Annotated in this window: 17 protein-coding genes; 8 read left to right on the top strand and 9 right to left on the bottom strand. The window is 72.7% G+C overall.

Annotation, left to right across the window (positions count from 1 at the left end):
* Positions 1-71: 71 nt before the first annotated feature.
* Entirely contained in the window at positions 72-338 is a 267-nt protein-coding gene (rpsT, locus tag RMN57_RS13890; protein WP_313763725.1) for a 30S ribosomal protein S20, read from the bottom strand.
* 165 nt (positions 339-503) lie between these two features.
* Positions 504-809 carry an antibiotic biosynthesis monooxygenase gene (locus tag RMN57_RS13885; protein ID WP_313763724.1) on the bottom strand — a complete coding sequence of 102 codons (306 nt, stop codon included), beginning with the start codon at positions 807-809 and terminating at the stop codon, positions 504-506.
* Positions 810-1031: 222 nt separating this feature from the next.
* On the opposite strand from RMN57_RS13885, the gene lepA reads away from it, so the two are divergent.
* Positions 1032-2900, top strand: a complete 1869-nt coding sequence (gene lepA, locus RMN57_RS13880) for a translation elongation factor 4 (protein WP_313763723.1) — start codon at positions 1032-1034, stop codon at positions 2898-2900.
* A gap of 142 nt (positions 2901-3042) precedes the next feature.
* Here the strand turns inward: lepA and RMN57_RS13875 are convergent, their stop codons facing one another.
* From RMN57_RS13875 to RMN57_RS13860, 4 genes are all read right to left on the bottom strand, one after another.
* Positions 3043-4122, bottom strand: a complete 1080-nt coding sequence (locus tag RMN57_RS13875) for an FAD-dependent oxidoreductase (RefSeq protein WP_313763722.1) — start codon at positions 4120-4122, stop codon at positions 3043-3045.
* A gap of 75 nt (positions 4123-4197) precedes the next feature.
* On the bottom strand, positions 4198-5121 hold the full coding sequence (gene sigJ, locus RMN57_RS13870) for an RNA polymerase sigma factor SigJ (RefSeq protein WP_313763721.1): 924 nt from the start codon (positions 5119-5121) through the stop codon (positions 4198-4200).
* Positions 5122-5293: 172 nt separating this feature from the next.
* Complete coding sequence (locus RMN57_RS13865) at positions 5294-7192, bottom strand: ABC transporter ATP-binding protein (protein ID WP_313767815.1); 1899 nt, start codon at positions 7190-7192, stop codon at positions 5294-5296.
* Positions 7193-7302: 110 nt separating this feature from the next.
* Positions 7303-9036, bottom strand: coding sequence for an ABC transporter ATP-binding protein (locus RMN57_RS13860; RefSeq protein WP_313763720.1), 1734 nt, complete (start codon positions 9034-9036; stop codon positions 7303-7305).
* Positions 9037-9363: 327 nt separating this feature from the next.
* Here RMN57_RS13860 and RMN57_RS13855 point away from each other — a divergent pair, with 327 nt between their 5' ends.
* The 3 genes from RMN57_RS13855 to RMN57_RS13845 are packed head-to-tail and all read left to right on the top strand — an operon-like array spanning position 9364 to position 13172.
* Positions 9364-11286 (top strand): long-chain fatty acid--CoA ligase, encoded by a 1923-nt coding sequence (locus RMN57_RS13855; protein WP_313763719.1) that lies wholly within the window; start codon positions 9364-9366, stop codon positions 11284-11286.
* Positions 11287-11344: 58 nt separating this feature from the next.
* Entirely contained in the window at positions 11345-12574 is a 1230-nt protein-coding gene (gene hemW, locus RMN57_RS13850) for a radical SAM family heme chaperone HemW (RefSeq protein WP_313763718.1), read from the top strand.
* Positions 12575-12614: 40 nt separating this feature from the next.
* The gene (locus RMN57_RS13845) at positions 12615-13172 is read left to right on the top strand and encodes a Uma2 family endonuclease (protein ID WP_313763717.1); all 558 of its coding nucleotides are present in this window, start codon (positions 12615-12617) and stop codon (positions 13170-13172) included.
* On the opposite strand, the gene RMN57_RS13840 is transcribed toward RMN57_RS13845, so the two are convergent.
* Genes RMN57_RS13840 through htpX form a run of 3 tightly spaced genes read right to left on the bottom strand, consistent with a single transcriptional unit; the run spans position 13163 to position 15567 of the window.
* On the bottom strand, positions 13163-13996 hold the full coding sequence (locus tag RMN57_RS13840) for a DUF3097 domain-containing protein (protein ID WP_313763716.1): 834 nt from the start codon (positions 13994-13996) through the stop codon (positions 13163-13165). The genes RMN57_RS13845 and RMN57_RS13840 overlap by 10 nt on opposite strands.
* Before the next feature lie 44 nt (positions 13997-14040).
* On the bottom strand, positions 14041-14625 hold the full coding sequence (locus RMN57_RS13835) for a PspA-associated protein PspAB (protein ID WP_238741087.1): 585 nt from the start codon (positions 14623-14625) through the stop codon (positions 14041-14043).
* 24 nt (positions 14626-14649) lie between these two features.
* Positions 14650-15567 (bottom strand): zinc metalloprotease HtpX, encoded by a 918-nt coding sequence (gene htpX / locus RMN57_RS13830; RefSeq protein WP_313763715.1) that lies wholly within the window; start codon positions 15565-15567, stop codon positions 14650-14652.
* Positions 15568-15839: 272 nt separating this feature from the next.
* On the opposite strand from htpX, the gene hrcA reads away from it, so the two are divergent.
* The 4 genes from hrcA (at position 15840) to RMN57_RS13810 (ending at position 22347) form a co-directional block, all read left to right on the top strand.
* A complete protein-coding gene (gene hrcA, locus RMN57_RS13825; protein WP_313763714.1) occupies positions 15840-16874 on the top strand; it encodes a heat-inducible transcriptional repressor HrcA in 1035 nt (344 codons plus the stop codon).
* Positions 16875-16950: 76 nt separating this feature from the next.
* The gene (gene dnaJ, locus RMN57_RS13820) at positions 16951-18093 is read left to right on the top strand and encodes a molecular chaperone DnaJ (protein WP_313763713.1); all 1143 of its coding nucleotides are present in this window, start codon (positions 16951-16953) and stop codon (positions 18091-18093) included.
* Positions 18094-18255: 162 nt separating this feature from the next.
* Positions 18256-19005 carry a 16S rRNA (uracil(1498)-N(3))-methyltransferase gene (locus RMN57_RS13815; RefSeq protein ID WP_313763712.1) on the top strand — a complete coding sequence of 250 codons (750 nt, stop codon included), beginning with the start codon at positions 18256-18258 and terminating at the stop codon, positions 19003-19005.
* 108 nt (positions 19006-19113) lie between these two features.
* On the top strand, positions 19114-22347 hold the full coding sequence (locus RMN57_RS13810; RefSeq protein WP_313763711.1) for a PDZ domain-containing protein: 3234 nt from the start codon (positions 19114-19116) through the stop codon (positions 22345-22347).
* Positions 22348-22435: the final 88 nt, after the last annotated feature.

The following is a 22435-nucleotide window of genomic DNA, read 5'->3' as shown; positions in this document are numbered from 1 at the left end:
TTTGCCTCGCCTCAGGAGTCCGGGTAGAGGGCCGGTTCGTCCCGAGGGGGTGGGGCCGGAGCCCCGGGGCGTCAGGCCTGGGCGGCGTTGACGCGCTTGGTGATGGCCGACTTCTTGTTGGCGGCCTGGTTGGCGTGGATGACGCCCTTGCTCACGGCCTTGTCCAGCGCCTTGGAGGCGGCGCGGGCCAGCACGACGGCCTTCTCGGTCTCGCCGGCGGCAGCGGCCTCACGGGCCTTGCGCAGAGCGGTCTTCAGCGAGGACTTGACGGCCTTGTTGCGCAGGCGCGCCTTCTCGTTGGTCTTGTTGCGCTTGATCTGGGACTTGATGTTCGCCACGAAAGTGCCTCAGTCTTTGTCATCGGTTGGAACGGGCTGCACCGCGCGGCCGTCGGACCAGCTGAGAGGGCATGCCGAGGCCAGGTGCAGCGCCCCACGCTACCAGGGGCGCGCCGTTCGCCCCAAACCGACCGGGCGCCGCGAACGGGCGCGGGGGCGACCGGCTCAGGCCCAGAGCACCGGCTCGCCGTAGTGCTCCACCTCGGGGAACGGCGCGTAGAAGTGGTGCAGCAGTTCGCGCCAGCGCCGGTACTCGGCGGAGCGGCGGAAGCCCTCGGTGTGGTCGGCCAGGGTCTCCCACTCCACCTGGAGCAGGAACCGCGAGCCGCGCCCCGCGTCCAGGCAGCGGCGCAGTTCCAGGGAGCGGAATCCCCGCTGGACCGCGATCAGCGGCCGGGCCTCGGCGAAGGCGGCGAGGAACGCCTCCTCCTGGCCGGGGACGACGTCGAGCAGGGCGCTTTCCAGGATCATGCGACGGCATCCTGCCGCAGTGGCGGCGCCCGCCGGAAGGCCGTCCGCGGAGCGGCCGGGGCCGGGGCCGTGACCGGAGCGGAGAGCTGACCGGTGGCGCACGCCGCGCTCGTGGGAAGATGGGAGGGACTATTTCGATCGGACGACTGTCCGGTCCCCGGGAGGCCGGTCAGCGATGACCCGGACACCCCGGCCCCCGGACCAACGGAGAATCGGACCAAGGTGCCCGCGACCCCCAGCAATGTGCCAGAGCCCAGCCGTACCGACCCGGCGCTGATCCGCAACTTCTGCATCATCGCCCACATCGACCACGGCAAGTCGACGCTCGCAGACCGGATGCTCCAGATCACCGGTGTGGTCGACCCGCGGCAGATGCGCGCCCAGTACCTCGACCGCATGGACATCGAGCGCGAGCGCGGTATCACCATCAAGTCGCAGGCCGTCCGCCTCCCGTGGGCGCCGAACACCGGGCCGAACACCGGTGCGACGCACATCCTCAACATGATCGACACCCCGGGCCACGTGGACTTCACGTACGAGGTGTCCCGCTCCCTCGCCGCGTGCGAGGGCACCATCCTGGTGGTCGACGCGGCCCAGGGCATCGAGGCGCAGACCCTCGCCAACCTGTACCTGGCGCTGGAGAACGACCTCACGATCATCCCGGTGCTCAACAAGATCGACCTGCCGGCCGCCCAGCCGGAGAAGTACGCCGCGGAGATCGCGCACATCATCGGCTGCGACCCGTCCGACGTGCTCCAGGTCAGCGCCAAGACCGGCCTCGGTGTCGAGGACCTGCTGGACCACATCGTCAACACCATCCCGGCCCCGGTCGGCGTCAAGGACGCCCCGGCCCGCGCGATGATCTTCGACTCGGTGTACGACGCCTACCGCGGCGTGGTCACCTACGTCCGTGTCGTCGACGGCCAGCTCACCAAGCGCGAGCGGATCGCGATGATGTCCACCGGCGCGACCCACGAGCTGCTGGAGATCGGCGTCATCTCGCCGGAGCCCAAGGTCGCCGACGGCCTCGGCGTCGGTGAGGTCGGCTACATCATCACCGGTGTGAAGGACGTCCGGCAGTCCAAGGTCGGTGACACGATCACCTCGCAGACCAAGGGCGCCACCGAGCCGCTCGGCGGCTACAAGGACCCGCGCCCGATGGTGTTCTCCGGCCTCTACCCGCTGGACGGCTCGGACTACCCGCTGCTGCGCGACGCCCTCGACAAGCTGCGGCTGAACGACGCCGCCCTGGTCTACGAGCCGGAGACGTCCGTCGCGCTCGGCTTCGGCTACCGCTGCGGCTTCCTCGGCCTGCTCCACCTGGAGATCATCCGGGAGCGCCTGGAGCGCGAGTTCAACCTCGACCTGATCTCCACCGCCCCCAACGTGGTCTACCGCGTGGTGATGGAGGACGGCACCGAGCACACCGTCACCAACCCGAGCGAGTTCCCCACCGGGAAGATCGCCGAGGTGTACGAGCCGATCGTGCGCGGCACCATCCTGGCGCCCAACGAGTTCGTCGGCGCGATCATGGAGCTCTGCCAGTCCCGCCGCGGCAGCCTCCAGGGCATGGACTACCTCTCCGAGGACCGCGTCGAGCTGCGCTACACCCTGCCGCTGGCCGAGATCGTCTTCGACTTCTTCGACCAGCTGAAGTCCAAGACCCGCGGCTACGCCTCGCTGGACTACGAGCCCATCGGTGAGCAGAGCGCCAGCCTGGTCAAGGTCGACATCCTGCTGCACGGCGACGCGGTGGACGCCTTCTCCGCGATCGTCCACAAGGACAAGGCCTACAGCTACGGCGTGATGATGGCCGGCAAGCTGCAGAAGCTGATCCCGCGCCAGCAGTTCGAGGTGCCGATCCAGGCCGCCATCGGCTCCCGGGTGATCGCCCGTGAGACGGTCCGCGCGATCCGCAAGGACGTTCTCGCCAAGTGCTACGGCGGTGACATCTCGCGTAAGCGCAAGCTGCTGGAGAAGCAGAAGGAAGGCAAGAAGCGGATGAAGATGGTCGGCCGCGTGGAGGTCCCGCAGGAGGCCTTCATCGCCGCGCTGTCCACCGACGCCGAGGCGCCGAAGGACAAGAAGTAACGTCGCGAGCCGGCAGCGACGACGGGAGGGCCCGGGGCGAACAGCCCCGGGCCCTCCCGCGTTCCGGTGACGCGCGACCGCAGCCCGCGACCGCAGTCCACGCGTCCGCAGACAGGCGTACCGGGCATGCCCGGCATGCGCGCTACCGCAGCGACCGGACCACGGCGTTCACGATGAGGGCCTTGGTGAGCCGCCCCGTCCGGCCGGTGAGCACGCCCGGTCGCATCGAGTCGTCCCCGTGGATGAGCTGTACCAGCCCCTCCCGCCGGCCCAGGCTCAGGCACTGCACCGCGTACCGGAACGCGAAGGGCTTGCCGGTGCGCCCGGCGAGCAGCCGGCCGACGTAGCGGCCCATCGGCAGGGCGGTGGCGCAGGCCATCCGTAGGGTGCCGGTGCCGGGGACGGTGACCTCGGCGGCGTCGCCGATCACGTGGACGTCGGGGTGCGAGACCGACCGCAGGTACCGGTCGACCACCGCCCGGCCGGCGGCGTTGACGGTGAGTCCGGCCTCGGCGGCCAGCGGGAGCGGCTCCATGGAGGCGGCCCAGACCACGACGTCGCCCGGAATCCGGCCGGCGGTGGTGTCCAGGCCGTCCTGGTCGACCGCGGTGACGGTGGCCTGCTCGTGCACCTCGACGCCGAGCCCGGCCATGACGGCCAGGACGTGGGCCCGGCCGCGGGCCGAGAACCAGCCGCCGACCCGGCCGGCGGCGACGATCCGCACCTTCCACGCGGGGTGCGCCTCGGCGATCTCGGTGGCCATCTCGATGCCGGTGGCGCCGCCGCCGACCACGGCCACGGTGCCGGGGCGGTCCGCGGTGCGCAGCCGTTCGCCGACCTCGGCGGCCCGCTCGGCGCCGTAGGCGTGCTCGGCGGCGCCGGGGACGCCGTGCCAGGCGGTGCGGCTGCCGAGGGCGTAGACCAGGGTGTCGTAGGCGAGGGTCTCACCGGTGTCCAGGAGGACCTTGCGACCGGCGAGGTCGAGCTCGGTGGCCCGGGCCCGGACGTGCCGGACGCCGCGGCCGCGCACCACCTCGGCGACGGTGGGCCGGCGTGCGGGGTGCCCGGCCGCGGTCTCGTGCTGGCGGATCCGGTGCCGGAAGCGGGTCTCGGGGGCGACGAGGGTCACCCGGTTGTGCTTCCCGGCCCGGGTGGCCGCGGTGAGGCCCGCGTAGCCCGCGCCGAGTACGACGATGTGCTTGCCGTTCGCCTTGCTGGTCATGGTGCTCGTCTCCCCTTCGAAGGGCCCGCGAGGGGCACCCTGTGCGCCTGCTCGGGAAGGGGACGACGCGACCGGTCAGGATGTGACGGTGATCGGCGTCACACGGGTGAGCTTCTCCGGGTTGACCACCACGTAGGCGTCGGTGATCCGGCCGCCCGGGCCGACGTTGAAGCCGACCACACCGTCCACGGCGCCCGTGCCGGCGTTGTGGAAGATCAGCCCGGGCAGGCCGTTGACCAGGGCGGACGCGATGCGGGTGTCGGGGGTGAGCCACTTGGTGACCAGACCGACCACCAGGCGGGCGACCTTGTCGGCCCCGAACACCGGGCGGGCCGCGGCGCGGACGATGCCGCCGCCGTCCGCGTGCCAGACCACGTCCGGGTCGAGGACGTTCATCAGGCCGAGGATGTCGCCCTGGGCGGTGGCGGCGGCGAAGGCCTCGACCGCCTGCCGGTGCTCGGCGGGGTCGGCGGTGCTGCGCCGGCCGCCCTCCTTGACCCGGCGGCGGGCCCGGGAGGCGAGCTGGCGGGTGGCGTCGGGGGAGCGGTCGAGGGTGGCGGCGATCTCGTCGAAGCCGACCGCGAACACGTCGTGCAGGACGAATGCGGCCCGCTCGGCGGGGGTGAGCTGCTCCAGTACGGCGAGCAGCGCGATCGAGACGGACTCGCCGAGCTCGGCCAGCTCGGCGGGCGAGGCCGGGGCGGCCGTGGTGGCGACGGAGGGCTCGGGCAGCCACTCGCCGAAGTAGGACTCCCGGCGGGCCCGGGCCGAGCCCAGCTGGTCGTAGCAGAGCCGGGTGACCACGGTGGTCAGGAAGGCCCGCGGGTCGGCGACGGCGGCGCGGTCGGCGGACTGCCAGCGCAGCCAGGCCTCCTGCAGGACGTCCTCGGCGTCGGTGAAGGAGCCGAGCAGCCGGTAGGCGACCGAGCCCAGGTAGCGCCGGTTCGCCTCGAAGGCGTCCGGGTCCGGTTCGGCGGGGGCTGACGGCTGGTCACTCACACGCCTACCGTAGCGCCCGCCGTCACCGGTGCAGAAGAGCCGGCCGGGACGAGGCGAGCCCGGCCGAGCCCAGCCGAGCAGGCCCGGCCCGCCCTGCCGGAACGCAGGAGCCGGAACGGGAGGACGGACACCCCGCTCCGGCTCCTGCGTGCGTCCGCTGCGCGCGCCCCGGTCAGTCGACCTCGGCCACCGCCTCGGCGAACTGCGCCTTGTACAGCCGCGCGTACGCGCCGTCGGCCGCGATCAGCTCCTCGTGCGTGCCCTGCTCGACGATCGAGCCGCTCTCCATCACCAGGATCACGTCGGCGTCCCGGATGGTGGAGAGCCGGTGGGCGATCACGAAGCTGGTGCGCCCGGTGCGCAGCCGGGCCATGGCGCGCTGGATCAGCACCTCGGTGCGGGTGTCGACGGAGCTGGTCGCCTCGTCGAGGACGAGGATCGAGGGCTGGGCGAGGAACGCCCGGGCGATGGTGATCAGCTGCTTCTCGCCGGCGCTGACGCCGGTGCCCTCGTCGTCGATGACGGTGTCGTAGCCGTCCGGCAGGGTGCGCACGAAGCGGTCCACGTGCGCGGCCTTGGCCGCCTCGACGACCTCCTCGCGGGTGGCGCCGTCGGCGCCGTAGGCGATGTTCTCGGCGATGGTGCCGCCGAACAGCCAGGTGTCCTGGAGCACCATGCCGATGCCGGAGCGCAGGTCCTCGCGGGCCATCGCGGCGATGTCCACCCCGTCGAGGGTGATCCGCCCGGAGTTGACCTCGTAGAACCGCATCAGGAGGTTGACCATGGTGGTCTTGCCGGCGCCGGTCGGGCCGACGATGGCGACGGTCTGCCCGGGTTCGACCTTGAGCGAGAGGTCCTCGATCAGCGGCTTCTCGGGGTCGTAGCGGAAGGAGACGTCCTGGAAGACGACCCGGCCGCGGATGGCGTCGGGCCGCTCCGGCATGGCCGGCTCGGGGGTCTGCTCGGGCGCGTCGAGCAGTTCGAAGACGCGCTCGGCGGAGGCGACGCCGGACTGCACCAGGTTGGCCATGCTGGCGACCTGGGTGAGCGGCTGGCTGAACTGCCGCGAGTACTGGATGAAGGCCTGCACGTCGCCGATGGACAGCGCGCCGGAGGCGACCCGGAGGCCGCCGACGACGGCGACCAGCACGTACTGGAGGTTGCCGATCAGCATCATCGCGGGCTGGATGACGCCGGAGATGAACTGGGCCCGGAAGCTCGCCTGGTAGAGGGCCTCGTTGTGCTCGCGGAAGGTCGCGGCGGACTCCCGCTGCCGGCCGAACACCTTCACCAGGGTGTGGCCGGTGTACATCTCCTCGATGTGCGCGTTCAGCTGCCCGGTGGACTTCCACTGCTGGACGAACTGGGGCTGCGCCCGCTTGCCGACCCGGGTGGCCACGACCACCGAGAGCGGCACCGAGACCAGGGCGATCAGGGCCAGCAGCGGGGAGATCCAGAACATCATCGCCAGCACGCCGACGACGGTGAGCAGGGAGTTCACCACCTGGCCCAGGGTCTGCTGCATGGACTGGCTGATGTTGTCGATGTCGTTGGTGACGCGGCTGAGCACTTCGCCGCGGGGCTGCTTGTCGAAGTAGCTGAGCGGCAGCCGGGTGAGCTTGGCCTCGACGTCCTGGCGCAGCCGGTAGCCGGCCCGCTGGATGGCCTTGGTGGCGAGCCGGCCCTGGAGGACGCCGAAGACGGCGGCGGCGACGTAGATGGCGAGCACCCAGAGCAGGACGGTGCCGATGGCGCCGAAGTCCATGCTCTGGCCGGGGGTGAAGTCGGTGGAGGAGAGGAGGTCGGCGACGCCGCCGTTGCCCTGGGCGCGGAGGCCGTCGACGACCTGTTCCTTGCTGGTGCCGGGCGGGGTCTGCCGGCCGACCACACCGGCGAAGATCAGGTCGGTGGCGTCGCCGAGGACCTTGGGGCCGGTGACGGCGCAGCCGATGCTGAGCACGCCGAGGGAGAGGACGCCGGCGAGCAGGGGGCGCTCGGGGCGCAGCAGGCCGAGCAGCCGCTTGCCGGAGCCCTTGAAGTCCATCGACTTCTCGACGCCCTGGCCGCCCATGAACCGGCCGGGGCCGGCGGGGCCGCGGCGGGCGGCGGCGGCCTGGGAGTCGCTGGGCAGGTCGCCGGGGCCGGTGGCCGGCTTCGCCGGCGCCTTCTTGTCCGCGGTGGTCACGCCGCCTCCTGCTCGGTGAGCTGGGAGAGCACGATCTCCCGGTACGTCGGGTTGTCGGCCATGAGTTCGCGGTGGGTGCCGCTGCCGACGACGGCGCCTTCGTCGAGGACGATGATCCGGTCGGCGTCGCGGATGGTGGAGACGCGCTGGGCGACGATCAGCACGGTGGCGTCGGCGGTCTCGCGGGCGAGGGCCTTGCGGAGCTTGGCGTCGGTGGCGTAGTCGAGTGCGGAGAAGGAGTCGTCGAAGAGGTAGACGTCGGGCCGCCGGACCAGGGCGCGGGCGATGGCGAGGCGCTGGCGCTGGCCGCCGGAGACGTTGCTCCCGCCCTGGGCGATGGGTGCGTCGAGGCCTTCGGTGAGCTGTTCGACGAAGTCCTTGGCCTGGGCGACTTCCAGGGCGTGCCAGAGTTCCTCGTCGGTGGCGTCGGGCCGGCCGTAGCGGAGGTTGCTGGCGACGGTGCCGGTGAAGAGGTAGGGCTTCTGCGGGACGAGGCCGACGGTTTCGGCGATCGCCTCGGGGGCGAGTTCGCGGACGTCGACGCCGTCGAGCAGGACGCGGCCGGAGGTGGCGTCGAAGAGCCGGGGGACGAGGCCGAGCAGGGTGGACTTGCCGCTGCCGGTGGAGCCGATGACGGCGGTGGTCTGGCCGGGGCGGGCGGTGATGTCGATGCCGCGCAGCACGGGGACCTCGGCCCCGGGGTAGCGGAATTCGACGTCGTGCAGCTCCAGGTTGCCGCGGCGCAGCACCTCGGTGACGGGGGCGGCGGGCGGGACGACGCTGGAGCGGGTGTCGAGGACTTCGTGGATGCGTTCGGCGCAGACCTCGGCGCGCGGCACCATCATGAACATGAAGGTGGCCATCATGACGCTCATCAGGATCTGCAGCAGGTAGGAGAGGAACGCGGTGAGCGCGCCGATCTCCATGCCGCCGCTGTCGATGCGGTGGGCGCCGAACCAGAGCACGGCGACGCTGGAGACGTTGACCACCAGCATGACGGTGGGGAACATCAGGGCCATCAGCCGGCCGACCTGGAGTCCGACGTCGGTGAGGTCGTGGTTGGCGCCGGCGAAGCGGTGCTGCTCGTGGTCGTCCTTGACGAAGGCGCGGATGACCCGGATGCCGGTGATCTGCTCGCGCAGCACCCGGTTCATGGTGTCGATCCGCACCTGCATGGCGCGGAACTTCGGGCGCAGCGCGCGGACGAGCAGGACGACGACGCCGCCGAGGACCGGGACGACGGCGAGTAGGAGTGCGGAGAGCGGCACGTCCTGGTTGAGGGCCATGATGACGCCGCCGACGCACATGATGGGGGCGGCGACCATCAGGGTGAAGGACATCAGGACCAGCATCTGGACCTGTTGGACGTCGTTGGTGGTCCGGGTGATCAGGGAGGGCGCGCCGAACTGTCCGACCTCGCGGGCGGAGAAGCCCTGCACGCGGTCGAAGACGGCGGCCCGGACGTCCCGGCCGACGGCCATCGCGGTGCGGGCGCCGTAGTAGACGGCGCAGACGGAGCAGAGCGCCTGGATGACGGTGACGCCGATCATCACGCCGCCGACGCGCAGGATGTAGCCGGTGTCGCCCTTGACCACGCCGTCGTCGATGATGTCGGCGTTGAGGGTCGGCAGGTAGAGGGAGGCGAGCGTCGCGACCAGCTGGAGGAGGACCAGCAGGGTGATCGGTCGGGTGTACGGGCGCAGGTACGCCCTGAGCAATCTGATCAGCACTGGCACACTCTTGTCGTCGGCGGTGGGATTCGCACCACAATTCTCGGTCTTTCGTGGGCTTCTCCAGACCATTGGGCATGCGGCGACCGGAGGTTTGTCCAGTCCTTTGCCGAATGTTTCGGCGGGGGCCGGGACGGGCCTGCACCGGGGGTGCGGGGGCGTGCCAGCTGGCTCTGCCCCCTTACGCATCGACCGGTTTCCCCCTAGGCTGCTGGTGGCCCCCTTGTTACTCGCTGGTATCAGGCCGGTTAACCCGGGGCCCCGGCGACCGCCCCCACGGGAGCCGCGACCACCCCTCAGACGGCCACCCGCCCCCGGAGGTCCTCGTTGAGTTCCGCGCAGTCCCTGATCGGCTCCGGCAGCGCCGACATCGTCGCCGGGCGTCCCGCCTCCGTCGCCCACCTGTTCCTGGAGCGGGTCGCCGCCACGCCGGGTGCCGAGGCCTACCGCTACCCCGCCCCGGTGGACGAGCAGGCGGCCGACGGTGCCCCGGGCGCCGAGCAGTGGCGCTCGCTGACCTGGGCGCAGACCGCCGTCCGGGTGAAGGCGGTGGCCGCCGGCCTGATGGCGCTCGGCATCCGGCCCGAGGACCGGGTCGCCCTGGCCTCCTCCACCCGGGTGGAGTGGATCATCGCCGACCTCGGCAACATGTGCGCGGGCGCGGCGACCACCACCGTCTACCCGAGCACCAACGCGGACGAGACGGCGTTCATCCTCGCCAATTCCGGTTCGAGGGCGCTGTTCGCGGAGAACGCCGCGCAGCTCGCCAAGGCCGTCGAGCAGATCGAGCAGCTGCCCGAGCTGCGCACCGTGATCCTGTTCGACGCGCCCGGTGACACCCCCGAGACGGCCGGCCTCGAACTGCTCACCCTCGCCGAGCTGGAGCAGCGCGGCGCGGAGTACCTGGAGCAGCACCCGGACGCGATCGAGAAGACCGTCGCCGGGCTCGACAAGGAGCAGCTGGCCACCCTGATCTACACCTCGGGCACCACCGGCCGGCCCAAGGGCGTGCGCCTGGTGCACGACTGCTGGGCGTACGAGGGCCGGGCGCAGGAGGCCAGCGGGCTGCTGCGCGCCGACGACGTGCAGTTCATGTGGCTGCCGCTGTCGCACGTGTTCGGCAAGACGCTGATCTCCGGCCAGATCTCGACCGGCCACGTGATGGCGGTGGACGGCCGGGTGGACCGGATCATCCACAACCTGCCGGCGATCCGGCCGACCGTCATGGCGTCGGCGCCGCGCATCTTCGAGAAGGTCTACAACGGCATCGCCGGCCGGGCCCGGGCCGAGGGCGGGGCCAAGTACAAGATCTTCCTCTGGGCCGCCAAGGTCGCCCGCGACTACGCCCGGACCACCCAGGCCAACCGGATCGCCACCGGCCGCGACGGCGCCCCGGCCGCGCTGCGGCTGCAGCACGCGCTCGCCGACAAGCTGGTGTACGCGAAGATCCGGGCCGCCTTCGGCGGGCGGCTGCGCGGGGCGGTCTCCGGCAGTGCGGCGCTCGCCCCGGAGATCGGCTACTTCTTCCTGGGCGCCGGGGTGCCGATCCTGGAGGGCTACGGCCTCAGCGAGACCAGCGCCGGCTCGACCGTCAACCGGGCGGAGGACATCCGGATCGGCACCGTCGGCCGGCCGCTGCCCGGTACCGAGGTGCGGATCGCCGAGGACGGCGAGATCCTGCTGCGCGGCCCCGGCATCATGCGCGGCTACCACGAGCTGCCGGAGAAGACCGCCGAGGTGCTGGAGCCGGACGGCTGGTTCCACACCGAGGACATCGGCGAGCTCAGCCCGGACGGCTTCCTGCGGATCACCGACCGCAAGAAGGACCTGTTCAAGACCTCCGGCGGCAAGTACGTCGCGCCGAGCGAGGTCGAGGGCAAGTTCAAGGCGGTCTGCCCGTTCGTCAGCAACGTCCTGGTGATCGGCAACGGCCGCAACTTCTGCACCGCGCTGATCGGCCTGGACGAGGCGGTCATCGTGCCGTGGGCCGCCGAGCACGGCCTGGCCGGCAAGTCCTACGCCGAGCTGGCCGTGGACCCGCAGGTGAACCAGCTGATCGAGGGCTTCGTCAAGCGGCTCAACAACGACCTGCAGCGCTGGCAGACGATCAAGAAGTTCCACCTGCTGCCGCGCGACCTCGACGTCGAGCACGGCGAGCTCACGCCGAGCCTGAAGATCAAGCGCCCGGTGGTCGAGAAGACCTACGCGGACGCCGTCACCGCGATGTACGCGGGGGCCAACGAGGCCTGATCCGTCCCGTTCCGGTACGGCCCGCGGGCTTCCGCGGGCCGTACGGGACAATGGGGTCATGCCCTCCGCACTTCCCGACGGCGAACCCGTGCCGTCCGACGGTTCCCTGCCCGCGCACGCCCTCGCCGGGCTCGGGTCGCGGCCGTTCGGTTTCTACCTGCACGTGCCGTACTGCGCGAGCCGCTGCGGCTACTGCGATTTCAACACCTACACCGCCACCGAGCTGCGTTCCTCGGGCGCGGTCGCCTCGCAGGAGACCTACGCGGACAACGTGGTCGCCGAGATCCGGCTGGCCCGGAAGGTGCTGGGCTCCGCCGAGCTGCCGGTGCGGACGGTCTTCCTCGGCGGCGGCACGCCCACCCTGCTGCCCGCCCGTGACCTGGTGCGGATGCTGGCCGCGATCCGCGAGGAGTTCGGGCTCGCCGAGGACGCCGAGGTCACCACCGAGGCCAACCCCGAGTCCGTCGACCCGGCCTACCTGGCCGAGCTGCGGGACGGCGGCTACAACCGGATCTCCTTCGGCATGCAGTCGGCCCGCCCGCACGTGCTGCAGCTGCTGGACCGCCACCACACCCCCGGCCGCCCCGAGGCCTGCGTCGCCGAGGCCCGCGCGGCCGGCTTCGAGCACGTCAACCTCGACCTGATCTACGGCACCCCCGGCGAGTCCGACGACGACTGGCGGGCCTCCCTGGACGCCGCGATCGGCGCCGGACCGGACCACGTCTCGGCCTACTCGCTGATCGTCGAGGACGGCACCCGGCTCGCCGCCCGGGTCAAGCGCGGCGAGCTGCCGATGATCGACGACGACGTGCACGCCGACCGCTACCTGATCGCCGAGGAGGCGCTCGCCGCCGCCGGCTACTCCTGGTACGAGGTCTCCAACTGGGCCACCACCCCCGAGGGGCGCTGCCGCCACAACGAGCTCTACTGGACCGGGGCGGACTGGTGGGGCGCCGGCCCCGGCGCGCACAGCCACGTCGGCGGCGTCCGCTGGTGGAACGCCAAGCACCCCGCCGCCTACGCGCAGGCGCTCGCCGAGGGCCGCACCCCCGCGCAGGGCCGCGAGCTCCTCTCCGCCGAGGACCGCCGGGTAGAGCGCATCCTGCTCGAACTGCGCCTCGCCGAGGGCGCCCCGCTCGACCTGCTCACCGGCACCGGCCGGGAGGCCGCCGACCGCGCCCTCGCCGACGGTCTGCTGGCCCCGGAGCCCTATGCCCAGGGCCGCGCCGCCCTGACCCTCCAGGGCCGTCTGCTGGCGGACGCGGTCGTGCGTGACCTGGTGGACTGACGTTCGTTAACGTGGTGTCAGCCGTCGGAGGGAGCGCGCAGTGACCGCCATCGATGACCGGATGATGGGGATCTTCGAGAACCTGGAGGTTCCGGAAGGCGTCAAAGCCGAACTCATCAGGGGGGAAATCGTGATGATGGCCGGGCCGGACATGGTCCACAACCTCATCGTCTCCGCGATTCAGCACCAGACCCCCTACGCCCGGTGGCGGGCGCTTCAGACCCAGGATCTGATCATCTCCGGCGAGGCCAGTGAACCCCAGCCGGATCTGGTCGTCTTCGAGCGCGGCGCAGCCCCTGAGGCCGGCCGATTGCTGTCCGCCGCTGCGGTGACCGTCGTGGTCGAGGTGGTCTCCAAGACCAGCGTGCACCGGGACTACCGCATCAAGCGCGAGATGTATGCGCAGGGTGGGATCCCGGCGTACCTCATCGTCGATCCGCTCAAGGGCGTATGTGTGCTCCTCACCGAGCTGACCACCGACACGGCTTCGGGTACCCCGGTGTACTGGTCCGAGCGGACCACCAAGTTCGGTGACCCGATCCAGGTCGACCTGCTCGATGTCATCCTGGACACCTCGGAGTTCCAGACCTACTCCTGAGCCGGTGGCGTCACGAAGTCGATCAGCTCCTCGACGCGCCCGAGCAGCTCGGGCTCCAGGTCCTTGTAGGAGTCGACCGTCGCGAGGATGCGCTTCCACGCGGCGGGGGTGTCGACCGGCCAGCCGAGGCGCCGGCAGGTGCCCTCCTTCCAGTCCTCCCCGCGCGGGACGGCGGGCCAGGCCGGGATGCCGACGGCGGCCGGCTTCACGGCCTGCCAGATGTCGACGTAGGGGTGGCCGACCACCAGGACGGACTCGCCCGTGACCCGGGCCGCGATCCGGTGCTCCTTGGTGCCGGGGAGCAGGTGGTCGACCAGGACGCCGAGGCGGCGGCCCGGGCCGGGGGCGAAGTCGGCGACGATCGCCGGCAGGTCGTCCACGCCCTCCAGGTACTCGACCACCACGCCCTCGATCCGCAGGTCGTCGCCCCAGACCCGCTCGACCAGCTCGGCGTCGTGCCGGCCCTCGACGTAGATCCGGGACTCGCGCGCCACCCGGGCGCGGGCCCCGGGCACGGCCACCGAGCCGGAGGCCGTCCGCCCGGGCGTCCGGGCCGGGGCGGGCCCGGCGGGACGCACCAGGGTGACGGTGCGGCCCTCCAGCAGGAAGCCGCGCGGCACCAGCGGGAAGACCCGGTGCTTGCCGAAGCGGTCCTCCAGGGTGACGGTGAAGCCCTCGGCGGTCTTCTCGCAGCGCACCACCGCCCCGCAGAAGCCGGTCGCCGCCTCCTCCACCACCAGGTCCCGCTCGGCGGGCACCTCGGGGGCGGGCTGCTGCCGCTTCCACGGCGGGTTCAGATCGGGTCCGTACTGGCGGCTTCGCATGCAGGTGACTATAGGCAGCGCCGGCCCGCCGGGCCGACGGCGCGTCAGAGGCCCGGCGCGCCCCAGACCGGGAACCAGCGGGTGAGGTCCTTCTCCAGCCGCAGGTCGTTCCCGAGCGAGGCGTTGACCTGGAGCTCCAGCGGGCTGTTGCGCTTCTCCCCGCCGCCGGGCATCGGCGCGAACGGGTAGAAGGTGCCGCGCTTGTAGAGGTAGACCAGCGCCAGCGAGCGCCCCTGCTCGTCGCGGAAGCCGACCATCGAGCAGAGCAGCTGCGGGCCGAAGCCGTTCCCCTCCAGCTCGCTGTTGACCGCGTGCAGGTCGGTGACCAGCTCCGGCAGCTCCTCCGGCGGGTGCCGCACCAGCAGCCAGGAGTAGCCGTACGCGTCCGTGGAGGCCTCCACCGGGACGCCGCCGCGCCCGGTGTCGGCGTCCAGCAGCGCCCGCACCTGCCGCTCGACCTCGACGAAGGCGCCGCCCTCGACGGAGGCGAAGCAGACCGAGCCGAGCCCGGTCGGGCGGAAGCCGGACGCCGCCTCCAGGGTCAGCGCGGCCGACGGCACGCCGAACAGCTGGTCGAGGTCGGGCTTGACCGGCTTGGTGCGGCCGAACAGCGCGTCCAGGATTCCCACGGCGGTCCCTTCCGGAGCGGCGGGTCAGTGGCCGAGCCGGGCCGAGATCCGGGCCAGCTGCTCCAGCCGCCGCTCCAGCGAGGGGTGGGTGGAGAACAGCTGGGTGGCGGTCTCCCGGGCGCTCAGCGCGGGGGCGAAGTAGAAGGCGTTGTAGGGCTGCGCCTGGCGCAGGTCCTTGGTGGGGATCGCGGCGATCTGCCCGGTCACCTTGGTCAGCGCCGAGGCGAGCGCGCTGGGCCGGCCGGTGAGCTGGGCGGCGGCCCGGTCGGCGGCCAGCTCCCGGTAGCGGGAGAGCAGCCTGGTCAGCAGGAAGCTGATCGCGTAGACCACCACCGACACCAGCGGGATGATCAGCGCGACGATCGCGGCGTTGGAGTCGTTGTTGCTCCGGCCGCCGGCGAACCCGCCGTACACCGCGATCCGGGTCATCGCCCCGGCCAGCACCCCGAGGAAGCCGGCGACGGTCATCACCGCGACGTCCCGGTGGGCGACGTGCGACAGCTCGTGCGCGAGGACGCCCTCCAGCTCCTCCGGCTCCAGCCGCCGCAGCAGGCCGGTGGTGACGCACACCACGGCGTTCTGCGGGTTGCGGCCGGTCGCGAAGGCGTTCGGCATGTCGTTGTCGGCGACCGCCACCCGGGGCTTGGGCATGTCGGCGAGCGCGCAGAGCCGGTCGACGGCGCCGTGCAGCTGGGGGTACTGCTCGGGGGTCACCCGGTGGGCGCCCATCGCCCGCTCGGTGATCTTGTCGCTGAACCAGAACTGGGCGACGAACAGACCGCCGGAGATCAGCACGATCAGCGGCCAGGCGCCGCGCAGCAGGGCGATCAGCAGGCCGGTGAAGCCGACGTAGAGCAGGCCGATGAAGAACATCGTGGCGACCATCCGGCCGGTGAGGCCGCGGTCCGGTGCGAAGCGGGTGGGTTGGCCCGAGGTCGACATCGCTGTCCTCCGTTCGCCGTCTGCTGTCGATGCTCCCACCCGGACCGGCGCGGGGCATCATCCGGCGCGCGACCCGTCGCCGCGGACTGCGGGCAGGATCACCCCGGCCGGGCCGTTCCTGCCGTGGGACCCGGGCCTTACACTGGCAGGTACGGTTCTGGCACTCGTGTGTTCAGAGTGCCAAGACCGGGGTCGCCCGGTTCGGCCCGGAACATGCAGGTACGGAACACATGTCACAACGGACAACGTGCGAAGACGGAGGTGCGTGCCCCATGGCCGGTGAGGTCCGCCAGCTGGACGACCGCAAGCTCGCGGTGCTTCGCGCCATCGTCCAGGACTACGTGGGCACCGAGGAGCCGGTCGGCTCCAAGGCCCTGGTCGAGCGGCACAACCTCGGCGTGTCACCGGCGACGGTCCGCAACGACATGTCGGCGCTGGAGGAGGACGGCTACATCCACCAGCCGCACACCAGCGCGGGGCGGATCCCCACCGACAAGGGGTACCGCCTCTTCGTCGACAGGCTGGCCGAGGTCAAGCCGATGAGCGCGCCCGAGCGGCGGGCGATCCGGCACTTCCTGGACGGCGCGGTCGACCTCGACGACGTGGTCGCCCGCACGGTCCGGCTGCTCGCCCAGCTGACCCGACAGGTCGCGGTGGTCCAGTACCCCTCGCTGTCCCGTTCCACGGTGCGGCACATCGAGCTGGTGGCCCTGGCGCCGGGCAAGGTGATGCTCGTGCTGATCACCAACACCGGCCGGGTCGAGCAGCGGATGGTCGACTGCCCGGGCGCCGTCGGCGAGGTGGTCCTCGCGGACCTGCGCGCCAAGGTCAACACGCGGGCCGTCGGCCGGCGGCTGCCGGAGGTCCCGGGGCTGCTGGAGGACGTGCCGGCGCTCTTCGAGGCGGCCGACCGGCCGACCGTCACCACCGTCCTGGCGACGCTGTTCGAGGCGCTCGCCGAGCAGAACGAGGAGCGGATCATGCTGGCCGGCACGGCCAACCTGACCCGTTTCGGCCACGACTTCCCGCTCACCATCCAGCCGGTGCTCGAAGCACTGGAGGAGCAGGTCGTCCTGCTCCGCCTCCTGGGTGAGACCGCGGACGCCGGGATGACGGTGCGGATCGGCCGGGAAAACGCCTACGAGGGGCTCAATTCCACCTCGGTCGTCTCGGTCGGTTACGGTTCGGGCGATGAGAGCGTGGCCAAACTGGGTGTGATCGGTCCGACCCGGATGGACTATCCGGGCACAATGGGGGCGGTGCGAGCGGTGGCACGGTACGTCGGCCAGATCCTGGCCGAGTCGTAGGGAACGGCCGCCGTCAGAATTCTGACGGTGGTCCCAGTCGCAGGCACTTCTACAGGCGGAACAAGCGGAGCATTTGGTGGCCACGGACTACTACGCGGTACTCGGCGTCCGACGGGATGCGGGGCAGGACGAGATCAAGAAGGCGTTCCGGCGCCTGGCACGCGAACTGCACCCGGACGTCAACCCGGACCCGAAGACGCAGGAGCGGTTCAAGGAGATCAACGCCGCCTACGAGGTGCTCTCCGACCCGCAGAAGCGTCAGGTCTACGACCTCGGCGGGGACCCGCTGTCCCCGAACGGCGGCGCGGGCGCGGGCGGCTTCGGCGCCGGCGCGGCGGGCTTCGGCTTCTCCGACATCATGGACGCCTTCTTCGGCGCCGCCTCCGGCCAGCGCGGACCGCGCTCGCGGACCCGGCGCGGCCAGGACGCCATGATCCGGCTGGAGATCACCCTGGAGGAGGCCGCGTTCGGCACCACCAAGGAGCTCCAGGTCGACACCGCCGTCACCTGCACCACCTGCAGCGGTGAGGGCGCCGCGCCCGGCACCTCCGCGCAGACTTGTGACATGTGCCGCGGCAAGGGCGAGGTCTCCCAGGTCACCCGGTCCTTCCTGGGCCAGGTCATGACCTCCCGCCCCTGCCCGCAGTGCCAGGGCTTCGGCACCGTCGTGCCGACCCCGTGCCCGGAGTGCGCCGGCGACGGCCGGGTCCGCGCCCGCCGCACGCTGACCGTCAAGATCCCGGCGGGTGTCGACAACGGCACCCGGATCCAGCTGGCCGGCGAGGGCGAGGTCGGCCCCGGCGGCGGCCCCGCCGGCGACCTCTACGTCGAGATCGCCGAGACCACCCACACCGTCTTCCAGCGCCGCGGGGACGACCTGCACTGCACGGTGACCATTCCGATGACGGCCGCCGCGCTCGGCACCCAGGTGCCGCTGCAGACCCTGGACGGCCTGGAGGAGGTCGACATCCGGCCCGGCACCCAGTCCGGCCAGTCGATCCCGCTGCACGGCCGCGGCATCACCCACCTGCGCGGCACCGGCCGGGGCGACCTGATAGTGCATGTCGAGGTGCAGACGCCCACCAAGCTCGACCCCGAGCAGGAGGAGCTGCTGCGCCGCCTGGCGGTGCTGCGCGGCGAGGAGCGGCCGGCCGGCCAGTTCGCGCCGGGCCAGCAGGGGCTGTTCTCCCGGCTGAAGGACGCCTTCAACGGCCGCTGATCCGCTTCGGCGGCCGTCGACCCGGTTCGACTGCCGCTGATCCGGCTGCCGCCGACCAGGCCGCCGCCCGCACCGCCGGTGCCCGGTGATCCGCGAGGGTCGCCGGGCGCCGTCGTTCCCCCGCCCGCCGGACCCCCGCCCGCCAGACCTCCAGGAACCGCCATGACCGCGCCCGTGTTCGTCGTCGAGACCGCGCAGCTCGCCACCGCCGCACCCGGCGCGGTGGTCCGGCTGGACGGCCCGGAGGGGCGGCACGCCGCGGCCGTGAAGCGGCTGGAGCCGGGCGAGGCGGTGACCCTCGCCGACGGCCTCGGCCTCGGCGTGGACGGCACGGTCGCCGCGGTGCACGGCAAGGACGCCGTCGACGTGGCGGTGGCCGCCGTCCGCCGGGAGCCCGAGCCGGCCCCGCGGATCGTCGTCGTCCAGGCGCTGCCCAAGGGCGACCGGGGCGAGTTGGCCGTGGAGACCATGACCGAGGTCGGCGTGGACGCGGTGATCCCGTGGTCCGCCTCCCGCTGCATCACCCAGTGGAAGGGCGAGCGCGGAGCCAAGGCGCTCGCCAAGTGGCGCTCCACCGCGCGCGAGGCCGGCAAGCAGTCCCGCCGGCTGCGCTTCCCCGAGGTCCGCGAGCCGATGACGACCCGCCAGCTGGCCCCGGTGCTGGCCGCGGCCGCGTTCGCCGGGGTGCTGCACGAGGAGGGCGCCGAGCCGCTGGCCGGCGCCGCGCTGCCCTCCGCGGGGGACATCGTGCTGGTGGTCGGCCCCGAGGGCGGGGTCTCGCCGGACGAGCTGGCCGCCTTCGCCGAGGCCGGCGCCAAGCCCTACCGGCTCGGCGCCTCGGTGCTGCGCACCTCGACCGCCGGGGTGGCCGCCGGCGCCCTGCTGCTGGGCCGCACCGGCCGCTGGAGCTGACCCGACGCCCGCGGGCGGGGCGGCGCCCTGGCCCGGGCCGTCGCCCGCAGGGGGCGGCTGTTGCCGAAAAGCCGGTGCATCGTACGCGTACGTGCCTAGGCTGGCGGCGTGAGCGAATCCCCGAGCACCTCCGCCGGCGCCTACCTGCGCCACCCGCACCTGCACGGTGACCTGGTCGCCTTCGTGGCCGAGAACGACGTCTGGCTGGCTCCGGTGGACGGCGGACGGGCCTGGCGGCTGACCGCCGACCACGCCCCGGTCCGCAACCCGCGCTTCTCCCCGGACGGCCGGCACATCGCCTTCACCTCCACCCGGGACGGCGCCCCCGAGGTGCACGTCGCCCCGGTGGACGGCGGCCCGTCCCGCCGGCTGACGTACTGGGGCAGCGGCCAGACCCAGTTGGAGGGGTGGACGGCCGACGGCCGGCCGGTCGCCACCACCACCGCCGGGCAGTCCACGCTGCGCCGCACCTGGGCGCACGCCGTGCCGCTGGACGGGGGCGAGCCGGTCCGGCTGCCGTACGGGCCGGTCGGCGGGCTGGCGTTCGAGCCGGGTGGCGACCGGCTGTTGCTCTCCACCGTGAACAACCGGGAGCCGGCCTGGTGGAAGCGGTACCGGGGCGGCCGGGCCGGCAAGCTCTGGATCGGCAGCGAGGAGTTCGTCCGGGTCCACGAGGACCTCGACGGCCAGCTCTCCTCGCCGCTCTGGGTCGGCGACCGGATCGCCTTCCTCTCCGACCACGAGGGCGTCGGCGCGCTCTACTCCAGCCTCCCCGACGGCTCCGACCTGCGCCGCCACACCACCTCGCCGGACGGCTTCTACGCCCGCAACGCGAGCACCGACGGCGCCCGGGTGGTCTGGCACAGCGCCGGCGACCTCTGGCTGCTGGACGACCTGGCCGGCGCCGAGCCGCGCCGCCTGGACGTCCGCCCGGCCGGCCAGCGCGCCGGGCGCCGGCCCCGCCCGGTGTACGCCGCGCACTGGCTGGAGACCGCCGCCCCCGACCGCACCGGCCGGGCCGGCGCCGTCGTGGTGCGCGGCACCGTGCACTGGCTCACCCACCGCGAGGGCCCGGCCCGGGTGCTGGACGAGACGCCCGGCGTCCGCGGCCGGCAGGCCCGGGTGGTGCCGGGCGAGGACGCCGGGCAGGGCGTGCTCTGGGTGACCGACGCGGACGGCGACGACGCGCTGGAGTACGCCCCCGCCGTGCTCGGCGCCGAGCGCCGCCGGCTGGCCGGCGGCCGGCTCGGCCGGGTCCGCTCGCTGGTCGTCTCCCCGGACGGCAAGCAGGCCGCGGTCGGCTCGCACGACGGCCGGGTGCTGCTGGTCGTGCTCGCCGACGGCGCCGTGCACGAGCTGGAGCGCAGCACCGACGGCGAGGTCAGCGGCCTGGCGTTCAGCCCCGACTCGGCCTGGCTGGCCTGGTCCCGGCCGGCCCCCGGCATGGGCCCCTTCTCGTTGCGCCAGATCGTGCTCGCCAACCTGGCCACCCGCACGGTCAGCGAGGTCACCCCGCAGCGGTTCGTCGACACCTCGCCGGCCTTCACCGCCGACGGCCGCCACCTGGCGTTCCTCTCGGTGCGCAACTTCGACCCGGTCTACGACTCGCACGTCTTCGACCTGTCGTTCCCCAACGGCTGCCGCCCGTACCTGGTCACGCTGGCGGCCGACACGCCGTCCCCGTTCGGGCCGCAGCGGGCCGGGCGGGCGGTCGGCGGGGAGGAGGACGAGCCGAAGGGCCGGAAGGCGGACGGCGAGGAGTCCGCCGGGGACGCGCCGCCGGTCACCCGGGTGGACCTCGACGGCATCGCCGACCGGATCATCCCGTTCCCGGTCGAGGGCGGCCGGTTCGGCACCCTGCGCGCCGCCAAGGACGCCGTGCTCTGGACGAGGGTCCCGCTGATCGGCGAGCTCGGCGACGAGGCGGCCTCGCTGGAGGACGAGCGGCCGCGCCCCGCGCTGGAGCGGTTCGACCTCCGCAAGCGCCGCGCCGAGCAGCTGGTCGACGGCCTCGACGGGTTCGCGGTCAGCGGCGACGGCAGCCGGATCGCCGTGCTGGACGAGGGCGCGTTGCGGATCGTCCCGGCCGACCACAAGGCGGGTGAGGACGACGAGGTCGACGTCGACCTCACCCGGCTGCGGGTCACCGTCGACCCGGCGGCCGAGTGGCGGCAGATGTACGAGGAGAACGGCCGCCTGATGCGCGACAACTTCTGGCGCCCCGACCTCGACGGCGTGGACTGGGCCGGCGTGCTGGACCGCTACCGGCCGCTGGTGGAGCGGGTCGGGTCGCATGACGACCTGGTGGACCTGCTCTGGGAGGTGCACGGCGAGCTCGGCACCTCGCACGCCTACGTGCTGCCGCACGGCGTCCACACCGAGGCCGCCCGCCGGCAGGGGCTGCTCGGCGCGGACCTCGTCAAGGACGGGGACGTCTGGCGGATCGCCCGCATCCTGCCCGGCGAGTCCTCCGACCCGCGGGCCCGCTCGCCGCTGGCGGCGCCCGGCGCGGCGATCCGCCCGGGCGACGCGATCCTCGCCGTCAACGGGCGCCCGGTGGACCGGGTGACCGGTCCGGCGCCGCTGCTGGCCGGCACCGCCGGGCAGCCGGTCGAGCTGACCGTGGCCGGCAAGGACGGCACCGACCAGCGCCACCCGGTGGTCGTCCCGCTGGCCGACGAGGAGCCGCTGCGCTACCACGACTGGGTGGCCGGCCGGCGGGCCGCCGTGCGCGAGCTGTCCGGCGGGCGGCTCGGCTACCTGCACATCCCCGACATGCAGACCACCGGCTGGGCGCAGATCCACCGGGACCTGCGCTCGGAGATGGCCAAGGAGGGCGTGATCGTCGACATCCGGGAGAACCGGGGCGGCCACACCTCCCAGCTGGTGATCGAGAAGCTGGCCCGCCGGATCGTCGGCTGGGACGTCGCCCGGGACATCACCAGCCCGGTGCCCTACCCGGGCGACGCCCCGCGCGGACCGGTGGTGGCGCTCGCCGACGAGTTCTCCGGCTCGGACGGCGACATCGTCAACGCCGCCATCCAGGCGCTGAAGCTCGGCCCGGTGGTCGGTACCCGGACGTGGGGCGGGGTGATCGGCATCGACAGCCGCTACAGCCTGGTCGACGGCACGCTGGTGACCCAGCCCAAGTACGCCTTCTGGCTGGAGGGCTACGGCTGGGGCGTGGAGAACCACGGCGTCGACCCGGACGTCGAGGTGCCGTTCGCGCCGCACCACTGGGCCGCGGGGCAGGACCCGCAGCTGGCGGAGGGCGTCCGGATCGCGCTGGCGGCCCTGGCCGAGACCCCGGCCAAGACGCCGCCGCCGATGCCCTGGCAGTAGCCGCGGGGGAGCGGGGGGTCGGCCGGTCCGACCTCCCGCTCCGGGCCTGGGTAGGATGCGGGGCTGTTCTTGATCATCGGTAGGTACG

The sequence above is a fragment of the Kitasatospora sp. CM 4170 genome (genome assembly GCF_032110285.1).
Taxonomy (GTDB): Bacteria; Actinomycetota; Actinomycetes; order Streptomycetales; family Streptomycetaceae; genus Kitasatospora; species Kitasatospora aburaviensis.
Note: the sequence above shows the minus strand (reverse complement) of the source record. Positions and strands in the feature narration are given on the sequence as shown.